Below are 18,218 nucleotides of genomic sequence, written 5' to 3'. Positions count from 1 at the left end.
TATTAAATAGAAATGGACTGAGCTAGGTGCGCGTCTGGGTGGGTGGCTTCTACTTCGGCAAGCTCGGTGAGGAGCTTGCGCACGTCCGAGATGCCGCCTACACAGTAGCGGGCGGCTGAGTGAGCGCCGCCGCCAACTTTCACGCTGTAGGCTTCGGATGGCAAGGCGCGGAAGATGTCTTCGTCGGTGCGGTCGTCGCCGATGGCCAGGATAAAGGCGGCAGAGTTGGGGGTGAGCCAGCGCTGGGCGGCGGTGCCTTTGGTGATGCCGGAAGTTTTTATTTCCAGCGCTTTGTTGCCTTCCAGCACCTGCAAATCGGTGTTGGAGGTCATAAAGCTGAGGTGGTTGAGCAGCTCGCGCGAGCGCACGTCGCCCAGGGCCGCATCGGCGCGGCGGTAGTGCCACACCAGGGAATAGTCTTTTTCTTCAATGAACGATCCGGCCGTGCGACTAACGTACTGCTCCAGCAAGGGCCGAAATCCTTGCTTCCAGTCAGACTGCATTTCCCGAAACAGGCTCCACTCTTCGCCCGCCCGCCGCAGCCACACGCCGTGCTCAGCAATAAGATCGAGGCGCAACTGACCCAGCCAGCTGTCCAGCGTAGCCCGGTCGTGCCCGCTGATAATAACGACCCGGTTCTGGGGGTTAGCGATGAGCGCACCCAGCAGCCGGAGCAGCTCCTCATCGGGTTTCGCATGCTCGGGGTTGTTATGAAAGCCTACCAGCGTGCCGCCGTAATCGAGTAATAACAGCCGCTGGGGGGCATTTTGGTAGCTGTGCCGCAGCTGGGCGCTGGCGTTGGCATCCAAGGAATCGGTGCCGAGCGTGAGCTGCTTGATCTTGCTGTACGCCAACCGGTTCATGAACAGCTCCGTCCACGCAAATACGTCGTACTGCCGCACTAGAGCCTGCAAGTTGTGCATACGGCTCTTCTGTTCTTCCTCCGGCATGGTGAGGGCCTGGTGCAGCACGACGGCCACTTTGCCGGTAGCGGTGGGGTTGATGAGCAGGGCGTCGGATAGCTCCTGGGCCGCGCCAGCCCGCTCACTGAGGATAAGCACGCCGCCCAGGTCGGCTTTGCAGGCAATGTACTCCTTGGCTACCAGGTTCATACCGTCGCGCACGGGCGTTACCAGCGCCACGTCGGCCAGGCTATAGAGCGCCACCAATTGGTCAAACGGCAGCGAGCGGTAGAAGTAGAGAATGGGGGTCCAGGTAATGGTGCCGTACTGGGCGTTGATGCGGCCTACCAGCTCATCTACCTCCACTTTTAGGGCCTGATACTGCGTTACCTGGTCGCGGGAGGGCACCACCAGCATGAGCAGGCTCACCTGCTCGCGCCACTCGGGGTAGCGCTTTAGCAGCTCCTCAAAGGCCCGCAGCCGCTGGGCAATGCCCTTGGTATAGTCGAGGCGGTCTATTGACAGGACCATGCGCACCCCGCGTACGGCTTCGCGGAAGGTCTGAACGTGCGCCTGCGCGGCCTCGGAGGCCGCCGCCGTCGCGTAGCGCTCGTAGTCGATGCCCATCGGGAAGGCATCGACGAGCACCATGCGGCTGGGTGTTTCAATCTGGCCATTCTGGTTGGGCAAACCCAGCAGGCTGGAAACCGCGCTCAGAAAGTGGCGCATGTACCCAAAGGTGTGAAAACCAATCAGATCGGCTCCCAGCATACCTTCCAGCAGCTCCGTGCTCCAGGGCAGCACCCGCAGCAACTCATACGAGGGAAACGGAATGTGCAGAAAGAAGCCAATGGTGGCCTTGGGCCGGGCGCGGCGCAGCATTTGGGGCAAGAGCAGCAGCTGATAATCGTGCACCCAGATGGTGTCGTCGGGGCCGGCCAGGGCCAGCACGGCGTCGCAGAATTTCTGATTGGCGGCCACGTAGGCTTCCCAATGCGCTTCCTCGAAGGAGGCGTATTCGTTGAAATAGTGGAAAATAGGCCAAAGCGTGGAGTTGCTGAAGCCTTCGTAGAAATCCCGGATTTCGGTTTCGGTCAGAAACACGGGGGCCATGCTGTCGTCGCGGAGCTGATCGGTTACGTGCTGCTGCTCGGCGGGGTCTTCCACAAACAAGCCGGGCCAGCCCACCCAGATGTTATCATCAGCCCGATAAATGGAGCCCAAGCCGGTGGCCAGTCCGCCTTCGCTGGGCTGAAAGGTGAGGCCGTCGGCAGTGCGTTGCACTTTGGTAGGCAAGCGGTTGGAAACAATAATTGTTCTGGCCATCAAGAAAAGGTGATAAGGCGTCAAACACGCAGTAGCGATGGTGCCTGCTCGTAAATCTGCTGTGTATAACGTGTCGGCGCTACATCGGGGACAGGGAGTAATTACGGATTTTCCGATTCTATAGCTGTGTTTTTAACCCGTATTACTACTGATGAGCTACGCCCCAAGGTAAAACTCGGCCGCCTCCTCGGCTGATGTCTGGCCAGCAAGGCGGGTAGAAAATTGAAAATCACGTATTGCCGACTAGAGTACAGTAATTGAGAACAAAAGCAGGCAGCATACTGCTGTCCGAATACATTTAAGTAAGCTGCTTAGCCGCTGGCAGACGGCTAAGCACGCAGGCCGGTACTGAGGCGGGCATGTCGCAGTGCTTTATTGCCTTGCACCAGCCTACTATGCACGCGGCTCTGATCGAGGAAATACTCAGCTACACCAAAAGCGGCCCACCGTCGGAAACTGGTGAGCAGGTTTTTTACCCCGGCGAGCAGTCGTTTGCAACCCGCCAGGACAGTCTGACTCACGGCATTCCGGTGGAGGAAGACATCTGGCAGCAAGTGCAGCAAATGTAACATCTGGCCTGACGCATCGGGAGATTGCGCCAGCGGTTGTATTAAATAAATGCTATATTTCCAGCCGTTAATTTGCTGATCTGATGCCAACTGCCAATCTGGAATATCTGAATGCACCGGTGCCGGCTTGGCTTAGCGTGCTGTTTGTGGCCTGCACTTCTTTTACTGCTTGGCTGTTGGCCCAGGCTATACAACGCGCCGGTGGCTCAGTTAAATATTACTGGCTGATTGTTGGGGGGTGGCTTACCGTGCAGGCTGGACTGGCGCTGGGGGGCTTTTATCAAACTAATCTGGACGGGCTGCCACCCCGTTTGGCGTTGGGCGCACTTTGGCCGGCCGTAGCCGTCATTCTGGCCATCGTTATTTCCCCACAAGGCCGCCGTTGGATGGCCGGTCTTCCCACTACCGATCTGACTTCCATCAGCGTTGTGCGGGTCGGGGTTGAGATTGGTTTATACGGCTTGGCTGCTTATCGTCTGGTGCCCGAACTGATGACATTCTCCGGCCGAAACTTCGACATCCTGGCGGGCCTGACGGCTCCGGTGGTGGCAAGCTTGTGGCGCCATCAGCGCTTGGGTAAAGCAGGGCTAATCGTCTGGAATGTAGCCGCGCTGGCGTTGCTGGCCACCATTGTGGTTTTAGCCATTTTTTCAGCCCCATCACCAGTTCAGCAGCTAGCTTTTGACCAACCCAACGTAGCGGTGCTGCGCTTTCCCTTTGTGTGGCTGCCCTCGTTTATTGTGCCGGTCGTGCTGTTCAGCCATATAGCCAGTTTGTACCAATTGTTGCGCCATTCTGACTCAGCTTCCCACCCCATGAGGTAATGCCTGTAAATTCAAAAGGCATAAAAAAAGCCCCCCAACACAGGTTGAGGGGCTTTTTTGTGGGTTAATTGGAAAACTAAGAATTAAGTCAGGGCCTCATCCATCGTGCGCATCTGAATCTCAATGATGCGTGAGTTAGCCGATTGCGTGCAGGCCAGCAGCACGGCCCCTGCCACGTCCTCCGGCTCCAGCATCCCCGATTGGGCTACCTTGTCTTCGGTGCGGCCTTTGCCCAGTGCAAACTCTGTTTTCACGCCGCCGGGGCAAATAGCGCCTACTTTAATGCCGTCGGGCCGCAGCTCCTTATCCAGCGCTTGGGCGAAGCCTACCTGCGCAAACTTGGTGGCGCAGTACACCGCTTCGCCCGCAAAACCATACACGCCCGCCATCGACGAGAGCATTAGAATAGTCCCGGATTTCTGGGTTTGCATGACGGGCACGGCGTGGCGCGTGAAGAGGAAAGTCGTGCGCATGTTGGTATCCATGAGCTCGTCGTACTCGTCGGCGCTCGTGTCAACCAGGTTTTTGTAGTTGCCGGCGCCGGCGTTGTTGATCAGGATATCGAGGCGGCCAAACGAGTCGGTGGCGGCTTGTACGGTGCGGCGGGCGGTTTCTTCGTCGCGGGCGTCGCCGGCTTCAAACACTACTTCGACGCCCAGCTGGCGCAGCTCCGCGGCCAGGGTTTCCAGGCGCTCTTCGCGGCGGGCCGTCAGCACCAGGTTGGCGCCTTCGGCGGCCAGAGCGTGGGCACAGGCCGCACCGATGCCAGCACTTGCGCCCGTAATGAGGGCTACTTTTCCATTGAGTTTTCCTGCCATGATCTTGCTTTTCTAGGTATTCTGAGGTTGGGTTGAGGTAAGACTTGCGTCTTGGGTTCGAAGCTGGATAAACGTAGAGAGGCAGGCAAAGGGCTAACTTTAGAAGGCGCTGATGAAGCAGCGAGGCAGTGTAGAGACGCAATAGTTTGCGTCTCGTCGTTGCTGAGGCTGTTAGATCCAGAGACCACACAACCAATCGTTCAACGAGGAGACGCAATATTTTGCGTCTCTACACCAAGGCTTTATCGTTTTACGAAACGATAATTGCCATTGTCATCCAGTGCCACTGGGCGAAGATTGTACGCCACATTCGTATACTCAATGATCTTGGCGCACTTGCCTTGTTTGGTGCGATACGCGATGTCAATAGTGTCCGTATCGGTGCTCGTTAATTGGAGAAGCAAGCGTGCCTGTCCATCTCTATCGAGACAACATCTAGCGCTCAGCACACCGGCGTATTCATCATTGAAGGATTTAACCGCCTCAAAATCAAACGGCTGACCTTGGTAAGTAGTAGTGAGTGAGCTGGGCGGGTACTGCGTCGACGCCGGGCCGATCAGGTTTTGGCCGGTTGGCGATACTAGGAGGAATCGCAGGGAATAAACCTCCGGTTCCACGTCGTCACACCGGTTGCAACCCGCCATTAGTAGCGTGCAAGCAAGAAAAGAGGCTAACAGAGACTTCATATAAAAAGCTGAGCTTACTCGCCGGGGTGATAGGTCTTCTTAGCGTTCTTCTGAACATCTTCGGGGTAAAACAGCACGTCTTTGAACTGTTGCTCCGCGTACATAGCCGCCTGATCGGTGAAGTGGGGGAGCTGGGGTTGCTATTTTGCCCCCCAGCCAGCACCGAACGGGCCTTGACGCGCGGCCCGAACTCTACCACAGCCACAAAGCTATTCCCGACGTCGCCATAGCGCTTTTTGGTGTTGGACTGCGCTTTCGCGCCGAAAGCTGCCAGTGAGCCCCAGGCCGAGGAGGTGAAAGCCACCGGAAGGCTGGGCTTGCTGTCATCATATACTTCCTGAATCTGGCCGGTTAGGCGCTGGAAGCGGTTTACCTCGCCCCAGGGCTTTTTCCAGGTGCCAAAGTCACGAGTTAGCTCATCAAGGGTTTCGGCCAGGGCCGTTACTTTCTCCTGGGGCGTCGTTTTTTCAATGACTAAAGCGGTGAGGGTGAGGTTGTCGAGGCGCTGGTCGGGGAGGGCACGAGTGCGGGCCAGCTTTTGGATGCGCTCCGCCCAGTAGATGGCCAGCGTTTGCCCGACGGAAGTTTTGCCGTATTTCTTATCCCAGGCCCTCAGCACTTCTATGGCTTCCGGCACCGCCTTCGATGCAGTGCTGGCCTTGCCGGCCGGGGTTTGATAGGCCGCTACCAGGGCCGGAATCAGTTCCTCGAAACCTGCCAGGTATGGGTCGTTGGCGGCGGCAATGAGCGTGTCGAGCGTGTACACGTTGCGGCGGCTGAGCACGCGCACGGCGTTGATGCCGCGGTAGTTTTCCGGGTCGGGGGCCATATAGGCGGGGTATTTGTCTTTCGAAGGGCTACTGGGGCCGGACACGGTGAAGGGCGTGGAGTTGCAGTTCTGAATCCAGCCGCTGGCGGGGTTGAGCACCTGCACCAGCTCATTTACCTTGTGCAGGCCTTTCCACTCAGTTTGCGGGTTACTGCCATCCACGGGACGGTTCCAGTCGAATTTGGGGTCGCGGATGGGCATGAAGTTGCCGTGCCAGTAGGCGATGTTGCCCTTGCTGTCGGCAAACACGGTGTTGTTCGTGGCGTTGCCGTTGAGCTTCATTACCTCGTTGAAGCTGGCGTAGTCGGTGGCCTTGGTGCGCAGGTACGACTGCTCCAGGGCCTCCAGCGGCGCGTCCATCATGCGCACCGTCACCCATTGGTTATCGGCCTGCTGACCTACTACCGGGCCGTGGTGGGTGCGGTAGGTGGTAAACTCCTTGCGCAGCACCTGGTTACCCTGCTTATAAGCCAGCGACACTTTCTGCACCTGCACCGGGCGCCGCTTCTTGCCCACTTTGTAGTAGAATTTGCCGTTTTTCTCCTCAATGGTTTCCAAGTACTCGTCCATAGAGTCGGCCTGGCTGGAGGTGTGCATCCAGCCGCATTTTTCATTAAAGCCCTGATACACAAAAAACTGGCCCCAGGTAACAGCGCCATAGGCATTCAGGCCGGCCTCACTTGCCATCTGCACTTCGGGCCGGAAGTAGAAGGACGTGTGCGGATTGATGAGCAGCAGAGCGTGGCCGCTGGCGCTTTTGGCCGGAGCAATAGCAAACCCGTTGGAGCCAACTGGTTCGCGGTCCTGCTTCTCAAAGTCGGGGTGCTGCCAGGAAGTCGATTTACGCTGACTATAAAAAGCCTTCAACCGCTCCAAAGGCACGACGCTGATGTTGCCGCCGATACTGCCCTCGCTGAACATGAGCGGCATCCAGGGCTGATAGCGGGTGAGCACCTTGGGCTTTACGGTGGGGTGAGTGTAGAGGTAGTAGTTGGTGCCGTCGGCGAAGGCGTTCAGCAGCTCCTTCATCCACGGGGGGCTTTTTTGGTAGATGCTGATGGCCTGGGTGCTGTCCATAAAGAGGTTAGCCCGCAAATCACTGTACAAGGCCGATTCACCTTCTACCTCCGCTAAGCGTCCGATATTGGTGAGGTAGTTTTCCTCGACGCGGGCAAAATCATCTTCGCACTGGGCATAAAGCAGGCCGAACACGGCATCAGCATCGGTTTTGCCATACACGTGCGGGATTCCCCAGTTGTCGCGAATAATGTTTACCTGCTTGGCTTGCTGCTGCCAGCGCGCAATTTCTTCGGGCTTGAATGCCTGGGCCTGGGCCGCGAAGCAGGAGATGAAAAGGAACAGGGTGAAAAGGGGACGCTTCATTTTGGAAAGATAGCGGGATGGGTGAGGAGATAGGAGGGGCAAGCGTATGCGAAGATTTCGTGGTTATGAATCCGGCATCTGGTAGGAAGCTACTCACTGGGGTTGCTAAAAGTAACACGGGACCTTAGAAAGCCCCCCAGCCCGTCATGCAGAGCGGTAGCGAAGCATCTCGCGTGCTGACGCTTGATTACTACTCTAACTACCGCTGGCGAGATGCTTCGCTACCGCTCTGCATGACGGGCTGGGGGGCTTTTTTGCTCAGGTTAGGGCATGTAGGCGCCGCTTTATACCTTAGTAAGATCTCCATTATTTCATTCCCGTCTCGCATGTCGCTCGTAACTCTCCCAGTTGATTCTGTCCGCGCCGCTTTTCCTGCTTTGCGCGCCGCCGCTACTCACCAGCCCTACATCTTCTTCGACGGGCCGGGCGGCACCCAGATGGCTCAGCAGGCCCTTGATGCTATGACGGGCTACATCACAGGCGGCATGGCTAACCTGCACGGCGCTTTTGGCACCAGCCGTGCCACCGACGAGCTGCTGGAAGAAGGCCGGCGCGGCGTGGCCGACTTCCTGAATTGCCAGCCCGCGGAAGTAGCTTTCGGGCAAAACATGACCTCGCTGGCCTTTGCCATTGCCCGCAGCCTGGGCACGTTTATTCAGCCCGGCGACGAAATCATCGTCAGCGAAATTGACCATCGGGCCAACGTGGACCCGTGGGTAACACTGGCCAAAGACCGGGGCGCGGTAGTCAAATTCATTCCCGTAAATCCCGAAACCTACACGCTGGAGCTCGACCAGCTCGACACGCTGATTACGGCTAAAACCAAGCTCGTGGCCGTGAATATGTCGTCGAACGTGACGGGCACCGTGACGCCGGTAGAGCAGGTGATTCAGCGGGCCAAAGCGGTGAAGGCTCTGGTAGTGCTGGACGCCGTACACGCCGCGCCGCACTTTCCAATTGACTTCCGGGCATTGGGAGCTGATATTCTGTTTTGCTCTGCCTATAAATTCTTTGGGCCGCACCTGGGTATTGCGGTGGTGTCGGCGGCTTTGTTTGAGCAGCTGCCGGTGTACAAACTGGCCCCCGCGCCCGCCCATATCCCTGATAAGCTCGAAACCGGGACCCAAAATCATGAGGCTATTGCGGGCCTGCTGGGGGCGTTGGAGTTCATTCAAACGCTGGGCACGGGTACTACTCGCAAAGAGCGCCTGCGCACCGCTATGGAAGCCATTGAGAAACAGGAGGCAGAGCAGGCACTGAGGCTGGAAGAATTCTTACTGAATTTGCCCCCCGTGCACCTGTACCGCGCCCCGGCCGGCACCCGCAAAACGCCCACGCTGGCCTTTACCCTGGAGGGCGTTAATTCACGAGAGGCCGCCGCCTGGTTTGCCGACAACTACAATATGTGCGTCGCCGACGGTCACTTTTACGCGTCTACCATGGCCGACAAGCTGCAAGTGAATCAGTCCGGCGGCTGGATTCGCATCGGGTTAGCGCCATATAATACCGATCAGGAAATTGAGCTTTTCCAGACAGCTTTGCTCGCCTTTATTGATAGTCACTACCAATTAAAGTAAAGGCGAAACCTGTAAACCGGACTGCCCATGCAGACGCGCGCCAGCAGCACAATGCTGCTTAACTGCTGAAGCTTTCCGGCTTAAGCCAGCTTAGCTCTTGCGGGCAGCATCGTAGCGCTGCCCCACCACGGGCCAGTTCACCGCGTTCCAGAAAGCCTTGACATAATCGGGCCGCTTGTTCTGGTATTTCAGGTAATACGCGTGCTCCCACACATCGAGGCCCAGGATGGGGGTGCCGCGCTGCACGCCCGGCAGGTCCATCAGCGGATTATCCTGGTTGGGGGTGGAGGAGATGAACAGCTTGCCGGCCTTATCAACGCTGAGCCACGCCCAACCCGAGCCAAACCGACCCGTGGCCGCTTTGGCAAACTCCTCCTGAAACTTCTCATACGAGCCAAAGGTCTGGGTGAGATTCGTGGCCAGGGCGCCGGTAGGCTGTCCGCCGCCCTTAGCGGCCAGAATCTGCCAGAACATCGAGTGATTGTAATGTCCACCCGCATTGTTGCGCACGGCGTCGGGCTGCTTGCTGGCCGACGCCAGAAGCTCGGCCAGGGACATCTTTTCCTGGGGTTTTCCCACTACGGCCTCATTGAGCTTCGATACATAGGTTTTGTGATGGGCATCGTGGTGAATCTCCATGGTGCGCGCATCGATGTGCGGCTCCAGCGCATTGAAGGCGTAGGGCAGCGCCGGCAGGGTAAAAGGGCCATCGGCCATGGGCGTGGCACGGGCTTCGGCCAAGAACCGCTCGTCGCGGGCACGGGCCAGTAGCGCTGGACTTACCAGGCCGCTAATGGCCAGTAGCAGGCCTTTCTGCAAAAAATCGCGTTTGTTCATAGTAGTCAGAATATGTTAGGGTAAGTAAACCACGGTGAGCTGATACAAACGTTGGTTTTTATAAAAATGGTGGAGCTGGAGAGTGAATATGCCGGCGAAACTTACCATTGCAATTACAAATAAGAATAGCATAAATTTTATATATTAGAGTGGCAATCAAGCTCTTGCGCTAACTCGTGGCTATCAGGCGCTTGATCTGCTATCGGTTGTGCTTTAGTTAAACTACCCATGGCACAGGAGCTACCTCCGCCCATCCAGCTCATGCAGGTGATGTTCGGCTTCGCGGCCTCCCGCGCTATTGGGGTGGCCGCCGAGCTGGGCATTGCCGATCTGCTGCAAGACGGCCCCAAAAGCGCCGGTGAGCTGGCCCGCCGCACCAACACGCATGAGCGCTCTTTGTACCGGGTGCTGCGAGCGTGCGCCAGCGTGGGCATATTCTCTGAGGACGATGACAAGCGCTTCCGGCTCACGCCTTCGGCTGAACCGCTGCTGAGCGATGCGCCGGGCAGCCTGCGGGCCTTCGTGACGCTGATGACGAACGATTTTCAGTACCAGACCTGGGCCGAGCTGCTGTACAGCGTGCAAACGGGCGAGCCAGCGTTTGACAAAGTATTTGGCACCTCGTCCTTCGATTATTTCTGGCGCAACGAGAAGGCCGGCAAAGTATTCAACGATGCCATGTCCAGCAACAGCGCTTTTAGCAGCGCGGCCGTGCTGGAAGCCTATGATTTCTCACCCTTTTCCACGCTCGTTGATGTGGGCGGCGGACATGGCCTGCTGCTGGCTTCCATTCTGAAAAAGTACCCCCAGCTGCGCGGCATTCTCTACGACATGCCGGCCATCGTGGAAGCCGCCGAAGACCTGCTAAAATCGCAGGGCGTGGCCGGCCGGTGCGAGCGGGTGGGGGGCAGTTTTTTCGATTCCGTGCCGGCGGGTGGCGACGCCTATATCATGAAGCACATCATCCACGACTGGAACGATGAGCAGAGCCTGACCATTCTGAAACACTGCCGCGAAGCCATGAACCCCGAGGGCAAAGTGCTGGTCGTGGAAATGGTGCTGCCCGAAGGCAACGAGCCGTCCTTCGGTAAGTTTCTGGATCTGCAAATGCTGCTGTACCTGCGCGGCTGCGAGCGGACCGAGCCTGAATACCGCCAGCTATTCGAGAATGCCGGCCTGCAGCTCACCCGCATTCTACCCACCAAGTCGCCCTTCAGTATCATAGAAGGCGTGCGGAAATAAAAAAGCCCCCCAGCACAAGGCGGAGAAGCGGATTTGCGTCTCCGTCGTTGCGGTCGTTGGGTAGTTGGTTCCCTGCCCGTTTTCCCTCCTTGCGTCTATCATCCTGACGAAGGAAGGACCTTATTACGTAGAACGATTAGTTTAATAAAGACTTGTTCAAGGGTGAAAAGGTCCTTCCTTCGTCAGGATGACAGACGCAAGGGGAGGGAGTTCAGAAGATGGGCGAGTATCGTTCAACGAGTAGACGCCAATACGCGTCTCTACGAGGGCCAAGCTTAAACCCCAGCTTTGGTCATTTCCGGGGTGGCCGGGCGGGAGGGAGCGGCCGTCAGGGGCAGGCAAATAGTAAACTCCGTAAACTGGCCTTCCTGGGTTTCGACGCTGATTGTGCCCTGGTGGCCTTTAGTGATAATATCGTAGCTCAACGACAAACCTAAGCCGGTGCCTTCGCCCGTGGGCTTGGTGGTGAAAAAAGGCTCAAAAATACGTTGGCGCACCTCGGCCGGAATCCCGTTTCCGTTGTCGTGGATCTTAATTCGGATGTCCTTTTCGGTTTGCTGGGTACGGAGGCTTATTTCCGGCTGATAGGCTTCGCCCAGCAAGCGGCGCTTTTCGGCCACGGCGTAAAACGCGTTGGTGAGCAGGTTGATCAGCACCCGGCTCAGGTCCTGGGGCACCACCCGCAGGTTGGGCAGCTGGGGGGCAAATTCGGTGGTGAGCGTGGCCTTAAGGTCTTTGTTGGCGGCCTGCCAGCCGTAATGCGACAGGCGCAGACATTCTTCCGTCAGCGCGTTCAAATCGGTTGGCTGGGGCTGGCCGCTGCTGGCCCTGGAGTGCTCCAGCATGCTTTTCACGATGCGGTCGGCACGGCGGCCGTGCTGATGGATGCTGAGCTGATTATGCGACAGATCATCGAGCAGCTGCGCTATCGTTTCCCGGCCCCTTTCCGACAAGGCTTCTTGCGCCAGCTCCTGCTGCAGCTCAGTAGTCAGCTCCACGCCCAGGTCAGAGAAGTTGGTAATGAAGTTCAGCGGGTTCTGAATTTCGTGGGCCACGCCCGCCGTCAGCTGCCCCAGCGAGGCCAGCTTCTCGTGCTGCACCAGCTGGGCCTGGGTGGCGCGCAGCTCCGTCAGGGCCTGGTCGAGGTCGTCGCGGTGGGCGGCTATTTCCTGGTTTTTCTCGTTGAGGTGGCGGTTGGCCCGTTGCTTTATATACACGTTGCGCAGCAAAAGCCCGGCCACCAGCACTAACCCGGCTAAGCCGGCCAACAGGCCGTAGAGCTGCTGGCGTTGGCGCTCAACCCACTGGGCCTGGAGTTGGCGGTCTTTGTTGAGCAGGTCAATCTGGGCTTTTTTGCGGTCCAGCTCGTAGCCGTAGCGCAGAGAGCTGGTTCGGCGCTGAATACCCTCTCCCGCAACCGAGTCATTGTAGGCTATTTGCAGATTGCGGTAGCGGTAGGCTTGTTCAAAGTTCTGGCGCTGGGCGTGGGCTTCAGCCAGCAGCTCGCTGGCGGTGCGAATATTGCCGTTGCTGCCCGATTGCTGGCTGACCTCTAAGGCATGGTGGGCCAGTACCAGTACGCTGTCGGTTTGGCCGGCGAGCAGGTAGGCACGGGCCAGCATCAGTTCCACCGCAGGCAGATTGTAGTCATCGTGGGTGGCGCGCACCAGCTGGCGCGCCCGCAGACCGTGGGCCAGCGCTTCGGCCTGGTTGCCCATCATGCCATGTACATCCGCCAGGTTGATTTCATCGGAGGTTTCGCTCCCCACAATGCCCAGCTTCTTACTCAGCTCCAAGGAGCGCCGGTGGTAAACCAGCGCCTGAGGCCAGTTTTCAAGCTTCTGATACGAATTGCCTAACCCGTTTAGAGCTAGTAGTACGGTCTGCTCGTCGCCGAGGCGCAGGGCGTTTTTGAGCGCCCCCCGGAGCATAGGCAGGGCTTCGGCGTAGTTGTCCATCTTGGTGTAGATGTTCGCAATATTGATCTGGAGGCGCGTACGGGTCAGCAGGTCGCCGGTTTGCTCCGTCAGAGACAACCCCTTCAAAGCCGAAGCCAGGGCCGGCACGTAGTTGCCCTGCAATAAGTCAATCCAGCTCATTTGCAGCCACAGCCGACTCAGGCCTTCCTGGTCGGCGCGCTGGGTAAACAGGCGCCGGGCCTGCCGGGCGTAGCGCCGGGCCACGTCGTAGTTGGTTTGGCGGCGGTAGAGGATGCTCAGGGCCAGTAGCGCTTTGGCCTGCCCATCGGTGTCGGCAAGCTTGCGGGCCAGGGTCAGGGCCTGCTCATTCAGCTGCATGGCCTGCGGCATATCGGCTACCCGCACCGCGTATGCCAGAGCCAGCAGGCGCCGCACGCGGAGGGTATCGGCGCGGGGCTGGGCGCTCAGCAGCTGGCGCAGGCTGTCAGCGGCGGCTGGCGTTTGGGCCAACACAGGCGCCGGTAGCAAAGTAGCGCTCAAAAGAAGCAGAATGATACAACGCTTCATGCTGGCGGGCACTAAGGATAACGTACTGGTTAGGCGGTTATCAAGTAACCGCCGCGCTACTCTTCGTCGATAGTGCGGTACTTCTGGCTTTGCGTGGCCTGAGGTGGGTTGTGCAGTACGCCGCCCTCCAACGATGAGAGGTTGACGGGCTCATCGGGCGTGCCGTTGGTTGAGCGGGGGGCGTTTGGGTCGGACTCGTCGGGAGCTGGGCCACCTTTGCTGGGAGTTTGGGACTTTGCCATACTGCTACGTTCTGCTAGGCGGATTGTGGATGACGCCGCCAGACACTCGAAAGTCAACAACCTGCTTGCTTCCGAAAACAAAGCTCCCTAGCGTAACATTGGTAAGTTTAGGAATTACGAAAATAGTTTCTAGAGGTATTTTCGGGGTAGCACCACCAGCTATAGCTTGATTATATACCTGTGTAGCCAACGCTTGGGATGGGAGACTTAAAAAAAGTGACGGTATTCTCTGCATATACTCCTGCAATTTGGCTACATCATCTGTTTGAATCACATGCAGTTCCTTGCCCTCAGGCAACTGAAATATGGCTTTGGGTGGGGCCGAAGGATTTGGATGTTGCTGTAAACCATTAATATAAAACTGAACAACGCTCGGCCAGATGTCAGATGGAGCCAAGACTATAATAGGGTCCTCATTAGTAATTTGTCTATCAGTAAGTTGGTCGTTAGCGCTATGCTCCATGACTTTGGTGATTAGTGATAAATGTATGACTATGAAATTACACTTCTATTTTTAATAGTTAAAATTTATATTGAAAAGTTTATACAAAAAATAAAATGTACTAAGTATGAGCGTGCGGACAATAAGCTAAAAGACGATCATTGCGAGGCGCAGTCAAGGCAACTCCTATACTGCCGCTGCAATAGAAATATTATGCTCACAAGAAGTAGCATTTCTAGTAGTTGGTAATCTCCACGAAGCGGGCATGATGCTTCGCGCTCTGCTACATTCAGAGTAATAGTTGTTGCTCGTACGTCAGCACGCGAGATGCTTCGCTGCGCTCTGCATGACGTTCTGGGAGGCTCTTTTCAAACAACTAAACAACGCCCTCAACCACCCCAGCGTCGGCTGCGCCGCCGCGTCCCCTCCTCATCTGAGGAGGGGAGCTTATCGTTCTTTTGGGTTAGGCGGCGTAGGTGCCTTCTGCGGTGCTGCGGAGCAATGACAGGGCGGTGAGGGTGTCTAGGAGGGGCTGCACTTTTTCGGGGCGGGTGCGGCGGAAGCGGGCGGCTACTTGGGCGGCGGTGAGGGGCTGCGGGGACTGTTGAACGGCGTCGCGGACGGCTTGCATTTGTTGGGCTAGGTCGGTGGGCCAGGGCTGGGGGGCGGTGGCCTCGGTAGTGGTAGCGGCGGCAGCGGCGGCGCTGGGGGGCAAATTGAGGGCGGATTGTTGCTGCTCGGGGGCCTGGTAGGCGGGGCGGAGGTAGCGGACGTGGCCGGCTTGCTCTTCGCGGGCGCGCTCGTGGTTGAGGCGCACGAGGCGGGTCAGGATGTCGGCGTCGGGGAGGTCTGGGGGGCAATTGTAGGCGGCGACTACGGCGGCGTCGAGCTGCTGGTGGAGGCTGAGCACCACGGAGGCCAGGCCCTGCTGGTTGATGGTGTGCTCTTTGGCCGTGGCCAGCGGTTGGCCGGCGCGCAGCTTCTCGACTACGTTGTAGAGGTCGGTGAGGGTGAGGCTGGGATGCAGGGCCTGCTGACGCTTGCGGTGGGCGTCGAGCTGTTCGGCCAGCTCGCGGATGTGGGCTTGCTGCTCCGGCGTGGCGGCGGGGAAGGGGAATGGGTCGAAGCAGCGGGATTTTCTATATCGAGGCGTGTTTCCTCCTAAATCAGCACCCGTAGCTAGAGCCCAAACGACATGAATTTTACTGGATAAGACGCCTAAATGGTAAGCGTCATCAGAGGCAATTGCTATAATGGCATCCTCTGCCATTACGCTTGCATCAAGAAATTGAAACACTCGATGCTTGGCTGTCACAACAGTTGCTATATACCGGGATAAGCCGGCTAAAGCAGGCCTGAAAGTGCCTCGCGCTTCTCCGAATATCCACCAATTGTCGCGGTAAGTCGCCCGGTTGTTTTGGTCGCGCTCTGGTTTAACAGTTTGAACCAAGTGTTGGTAGACTTGTGGGAATCGTGACAATACATCATCAGACTTCAAACCAAAAAGGTCAATAGCTAGAACGCCACGATACTTATCAGTGAAGTCTTTGCCATTCATGTACGGCTTGATATACTGTTCCAAGCCCTGAATTGTATTCAGTCCTAGTGCAGTTGCTTGTTCAGGTTTAATAACGAATCCTTGTCCGTGGAGCTTCACGCCTGGACTCGACATTCCGTCTAGTGCTTTCAATGGCAGAGCACTATCTAAGTCGGCTCCAATCGTCAAGTCAGATTGAATCCTTCCTTCTTGCTCTACAAACTCTACCTCATAAGCATCTTCTCCTTCAGCAGCAGCTTCTATTTTCAGCGTCAATAATTGCCCCCCAGAAGCCGAATTAGCCGAAGCTCGTTCGGCTACCGTCATGGCGATGCGCACGGCGGCACCTTCGGCGGCATCCACCCACGGATGGTCGGGAATGGCGAAGGTGAGCGTGAGCGGGGGCGTGTCGCCTTCCAGGAAAGGCTGCATCACGCGGCGGTTGAAGGTTTGCTTGAGGCTGTTGGTGGTGATAAAGCCGAAGCGCTCGGCGGGGCCGCGCTGCACGGCGGCAGCGGCGTTGTACCACCAATACATCACCAAATCGGCCGAGTCGGGCACCTTGCCTTTGTAGGCTTTGCGCAGGGCTTCGGTGTAGCCGTCGCCGAGGGCATCGCGCATCCGGGCCGGCCCCACAAACGGCGGATTTCCCACGATAAAATCGGCTTCCGGCCACGCGGCGGGCTGGGGGTTGGGATAATCGAAAACCGGCGTGCGTGCGGTTTCGTCGGGGATGGGCTGGCCGGTGGCGGGGTGGAGGCGGGTGGTGCCATCCCAGCGCGTGACGGGCTGGCCGTGGGCATCGAGGCGGGGCACGGGCGCATCGTGCTGGAGGGCGGCATCCTGCTGGCGGATGTTCTGGTACTCATCCAGCAGGGGCTCGGCCAGCTGCGTGACGCCGTGGGTGCGCAGGTGCCATTGCAGGTAGCCGATGCGCAGCACCACGTCGGCAATGGCGGCGGCGCGCGGGTTCAGCTCCAGGCCCAGCAATTGGCGCGGGCTCACGGTGGTGCCGCCCCCGAGGTCGAGCAGGCCCGTGTGCCCGTAGCTGTTGATGGCGGCCAGCACTTCGCCCTCCAGGCGCTTGAGGTGCTCCAGGGTCACGTAGAGGAAGTTGCCGGAGCCGCAGGCCGGGTCCAGAATGCGGATGGAGGTGAGGCGCTGGAGGAAGCGGACCAGCTCGGCGCGGGCTTCTTTGGGCTGATTTTCGGCGAGGCGGCGGGCACCGGCGGCCTGGGCGGCGGCCCACTCGCGGCGGAGCGGTTCCAGCACCGTGGGCAGCACGAGGCGCTCCACGTAGCGGCGCGGGGTGTAGTGGGCGCCCAGGCTGTGGCGCTCCTTGGGGTCGAGGGCGCGTTCGAGCAGGGTGCCGAAGATGGCGGGCTCTACCTCAGTCCAGTCGGCCTCGGCGGCTTTGAGCAGCAGGGCCATCTGGCCTTCGGTGAGGGGCAGGGCGGTGGCATCGTGGAAGAGCTTGCCATTGAAGCGGCGCAAGCGGGCCTTTAGGTCGGGCGAAAAGCCCCCCAGATCCATGGTGCGCCACAGGCCGGCCAGCGCATCGGGCAGAAACTCGCGCATCTCGGGGGTGGAGTAGGTGCGCAGCATGCCCGTGAAGGAGGTTTTGGGAATGAGCCCCACATCCTCCGAGAACATAGTAAACAGGCAGCGCATCAGAAACTGCGCCACCACGTCGGGCGCGTGCCCGGCCCGCTCCAGCTGGGCCGATACGCTCGCCAGATACCCGGCCAGCTCCCGCGTGACGCGGGCGGCGCGGCGGCTGGGGTCCAGCTCGCGGGGCTCGGTGAAGAGCTGGCGCAGCATGGCGCGGGTGCCCGCATCGGCCAGTGCCGAGAGCGGCAGCCGAAACCGCGTCTGGTCGGGAAACGGCACAAACGAGTCGCCGACGCCCGCGAAGTTGGAGTACACATCGAGGCAGTAGCCCACGTCGGCCACCAGCACAAACAGGGGGCGGGGCTCGTCGGGCGGCAGGGCGCGCACGTAGCCGAGGGCCTGCTGGCGGGCGGCCTGCATCATTTCGGCCCACTTGGCGGAGCCGCGCACGGCGTGGCCCTTGCGGCGGGTGGCGGCGGGCAGGCCCAGCTCGGCGCGGTCGAGGCGCTGCTGCTGGTCGGGGGTGTCGGTGCCCTGCTTGGTTTCGAGCACGAAGCAGCCGCGCTTATACAGGTCGATGCGGCCGGTGCTTTTTTGGGCCGTCGTTGAACTGCACGGCCCGCTCCAGCACGTAGGCATCCTGGGTGGGGTCGTCGGTAGTCGGGTCGGGCTTGGGTACTTCTAATAAATCGCACAGGTCTTGGAGGAAGAGGCCGTAGTTGGCGCGTTCCGCGCCACCGGCCGGGCGCCAGCGGGCTTCAAATTCGGGATAGGTCACGGGGGATATTTTGGGTAGTAGGAATGGGGCGGGAAGATAAGGGGGTTTGGGTGATGTGGGGCCTTTTCTCCCGGCCTTGTTCAACGAGTGGCCTCACCCCGCGACTTGTTCAACGCGTGGCCTCACCCT

General features: G+C 58.6%; 11 protein-coding genes and 2 pseudogenes. 4 read left to right on the top strand and 9 right to left on the bottom strand.

The window, feature by feature from the left end; genetic code table 11:
• Window positions 1–2 precede the first annotated feature (2 nt).
• Window positions 3–2,228 (bottom strand): bifunctional alpha,alpha-trehalose-phosphate synthase (UDP-forming)/trehalose-phosphatase, encoded by a 2,226-nt coding sequence (locus MKZ35_RS23170; RefSeq protein ID WP_482515573.1) that lies wholly within the window; start codon window positions 2,226–2,228, stop codon window positions 3–5.
• Between the two features lie 350 nt (window positions 2,229–2,578).
• Between MKZ35_RS23170 and MKZ35_RS23165 the strand changes: the two are divergent.
• Both MKZ35_RS23165 and MKZ35_RS23160 read left to right on the top strand, forming a co-directional pair.
• A pseudogene (locus MKZ35_RS23165) lies at window positions 2,579–2,797 on the top strand (3-dehydro-L-gulonate 2-dehydrogenase); the annotation flags it as partial.
• An 83-nt stretch (window positions 2,798–2,880) separates the two neighbouring features.
• Window positions 2,881–3,621, top strand: a complete 741-nt coding sequence (locus tag MKZ35_RS23160; RefSeq protein ID WP_482515572.1) for a hypothetical protein — start codon at window positions 2,881–2,883, stop codon at window positions 3,619–3,621.
• 83 nt (window positions 3,622–3,704) lie between these two features.
• Here MKZ35_RS23160 and MKZ35_RS23155 read toward each other — a convergent pair whose 3' ends face one another.
• Both MKZ35_RS23155 and MKZ35_RS23150 read right to left on the bottom strand, forming a co-directional pair.
• Entirely contained in the window at window positions 3,705–4,439 is a 735-nt protein-coding gene (locus tag MKZ35_RS23155) for an SDR family oxidoreductase (protein ID WP_482515571.1), read from the bottom strand.
• A 700-nt stretch (window positions 4,440–5,139) separates the two neighbouring features.
• Window positions 5,140–7,337 (bottom strand): annotated as a pseudogene (locus tag MKZ35_RS23150) (penicillin acylase family protein).
• 326 nt (window positions 7,338–7,663) lie between these two features.
• Here MKZ35_RS23150 and MKZ35_RS23145 point away from each other — a divergent pair.
• Window positions 7,664–8,914 carry a cysteine desulfurase-like protein gene (locus tag MKZ35_RS23145; protein WP_482515570.1) on the top strand — a complete coding sequence of 417 codons (1,251 nt, stop codon included), beginning with the start codon at window positions 7,664–7,666 and terminating at the stop codon, window positions 8,912–8,914.
• A 90-nt stretch (window positions 8,915–9,004) separates the two neighbouring features.
• Here MKZ35_RS23145 and MKZ35_RS23140 read toward each other — a convergent pair whose 3' ends face one another.
• Entirely contained in the window at window positions 9,005–9,751 is a 747-nt protein-coding gene (locus tag MKZ35_RS23140) for a superoxide dismutase (protein ID WP_482515569.1), read from the bottom strand.
• A gap of 228 nt (window positions 9,752–9,979) precedes the next feature.
• On the opposite strand from MKZ35_RS23140, the gene MKZ35_RS23135 reads away from it, so the two are divergent.
• Entirely contained in the window at window positions 9,980–10,993 is a 1,014-nt protein-coding gene (locus MKZ35_RS23135) for a methyltransferase (protein WP_482515568.1), read from the top strand.
• Window positions 10,994–11,268: 275 nt separating this feature from the next.
• Here MKZ35_RS23135 and MKZ35_RS23130 read toward each other — a convergent pair whose 3' ends face one another.
• From MKZ35_RS23130 to MKZ35_RS23110, 5 genes are all read right to left on the bottom strand, one after another.
• Window positions 11,269–13,479: a tetratricopeptide repeat-containing sensor histidine kinase gene (locus MKZ35_RS23130; RefSeq protein ID WP_482515567.1), complete on the bottom strand. Its 2,211-nt coding sequence runs from the start codon at window positions 13,477–13,479 to the stop codon at window positions 11,269–11,271.
• Window positions 13,480–13,535: 56 nt separating this feature from the next.
• Window positions 13,536–13,721, bottom strand: coding sequence for a hypothetical protein (locus tag MKZ35_RS23125; RefSeq protein ID WP_482515566.1), 186 nt, complete (start codon window positions 13,719–13,721; stop codon window positions 13,536–13,538).
• Window positions 13,722–13,725: 4 nt separating this feature from the next.
• A complete protein-coding gene (locus MKZ35_RS23120; protein ID WP_482515565.1) occupies window positions 13,726–14,184 on the bottom strand; it encodes a hypothetical protein in 459 nt (152 codons plus the stop codon).
• 442 nt (window positions 14,185–14,626) lie between these two features.
• The gene (locus tag MKZ35_RS23115) at window positions 14,627–17,950 is read right to left on the bottom strand and encodes a class I SAM-dependent DNA methyltransferase (protein WP_482515564.1); all 3,324 of its coding nucleotides are present in this window, start codon (window positions 17,948–17,950) and stop codon (window positions 14,627–14,629) included.
• Complete coding sequence (locus tag MKZ35_RS23110) at window positions 17,877–18,089, bottom strand: hypothetical protein (protein WP_482515563.1); 213 nt, start codon at window positions 18,087–18,089, stop codon at window positions 17,877–17,879. The genes MKZ35_RS23115 and MKZ35_RS23110 overlap by 74 nt, the downstream gene beginning before the upstream one ends.
• Window positions 18,090–18,218 lie beyond the last annotated feature (129 nt).

This window comes from Hymenobacter sp. R533113, from assembly GCF_056835965.1.
This window is presented reverse-complemented; position numbering and strand designations above follow the sequence as displayed.

Coding starts and splice junctions, on each gene's coding strand:
- MKZ35_RS23170 (WP_482515573.1), bottom strand. CDS start 2,228: ATGGCCAGAACAATTATTGTTTCCAACCGCTTGCCTACCAAAGTGCAA.
- MKZ35_RS23160 (WP_482515572.1), top strand. CDS start 2,881: ATGCCAACTGCCAATCTGGAATATCTGAATGCACCGGTGCCGGCTTGG.
- MKZ35_RS23155 (WP_482515571.1), bottom strand. CDS start 4,439: ATGGCAGGAAAACTCAATGGAAAAGTAGCCCTCATTACGGGCGCAAGT.
- MKZ35_RS23145 (WP_482515570.1), top strand. CDS start 7,664: ATGTCGCTCGTAACTCTCCCAGTTGATTCTGTCCGCGCCGCTTTTCCT.
- MKZ35_RS23140 (WP_482515569.1), bottom strand. CDS start 9,751: ATGAACAAACGCGATTTTTTGCAGAAAGGCCTGCTACTGGCCATTAGC.
- MKZ35_RS23135 (WP_482515568.1), top strand. CDS start 9,980: ATGGCACAGGAGCTACCTCCGCCCATCCAGCTCATGCAGGTGATGTTC.
- MKZ35_RS23130 (WP_482515567.1), bottom strand. CDS start 13,479: ATGAAGCGTTGTATCATTCTGCTTCTTTTGAGCGCTACTTTGCTACCG.
- MKZ35_RS23125 (WP_482515566.1), bottom strand. CDS start 13,721: ATGGCAAAGTCCCAAACTCCCAGCAAAGGTGGCCCAGCTCCCGACGAG.
- MKZ35_RS23120 (WP_482515565.1), bottom strand. CDS start 14,184: ATGGAGCATAGCGCTAACGACCAACTTACTGATAGACAAATTACTAAT.
- MKZ35_RS23115 (WP_482515564.1), bottom strand. CDS start 17,950: ATGCCTACGTGCTGGAGCGGGCCGTGCAGTTCAACGACGGCCCAAAAA.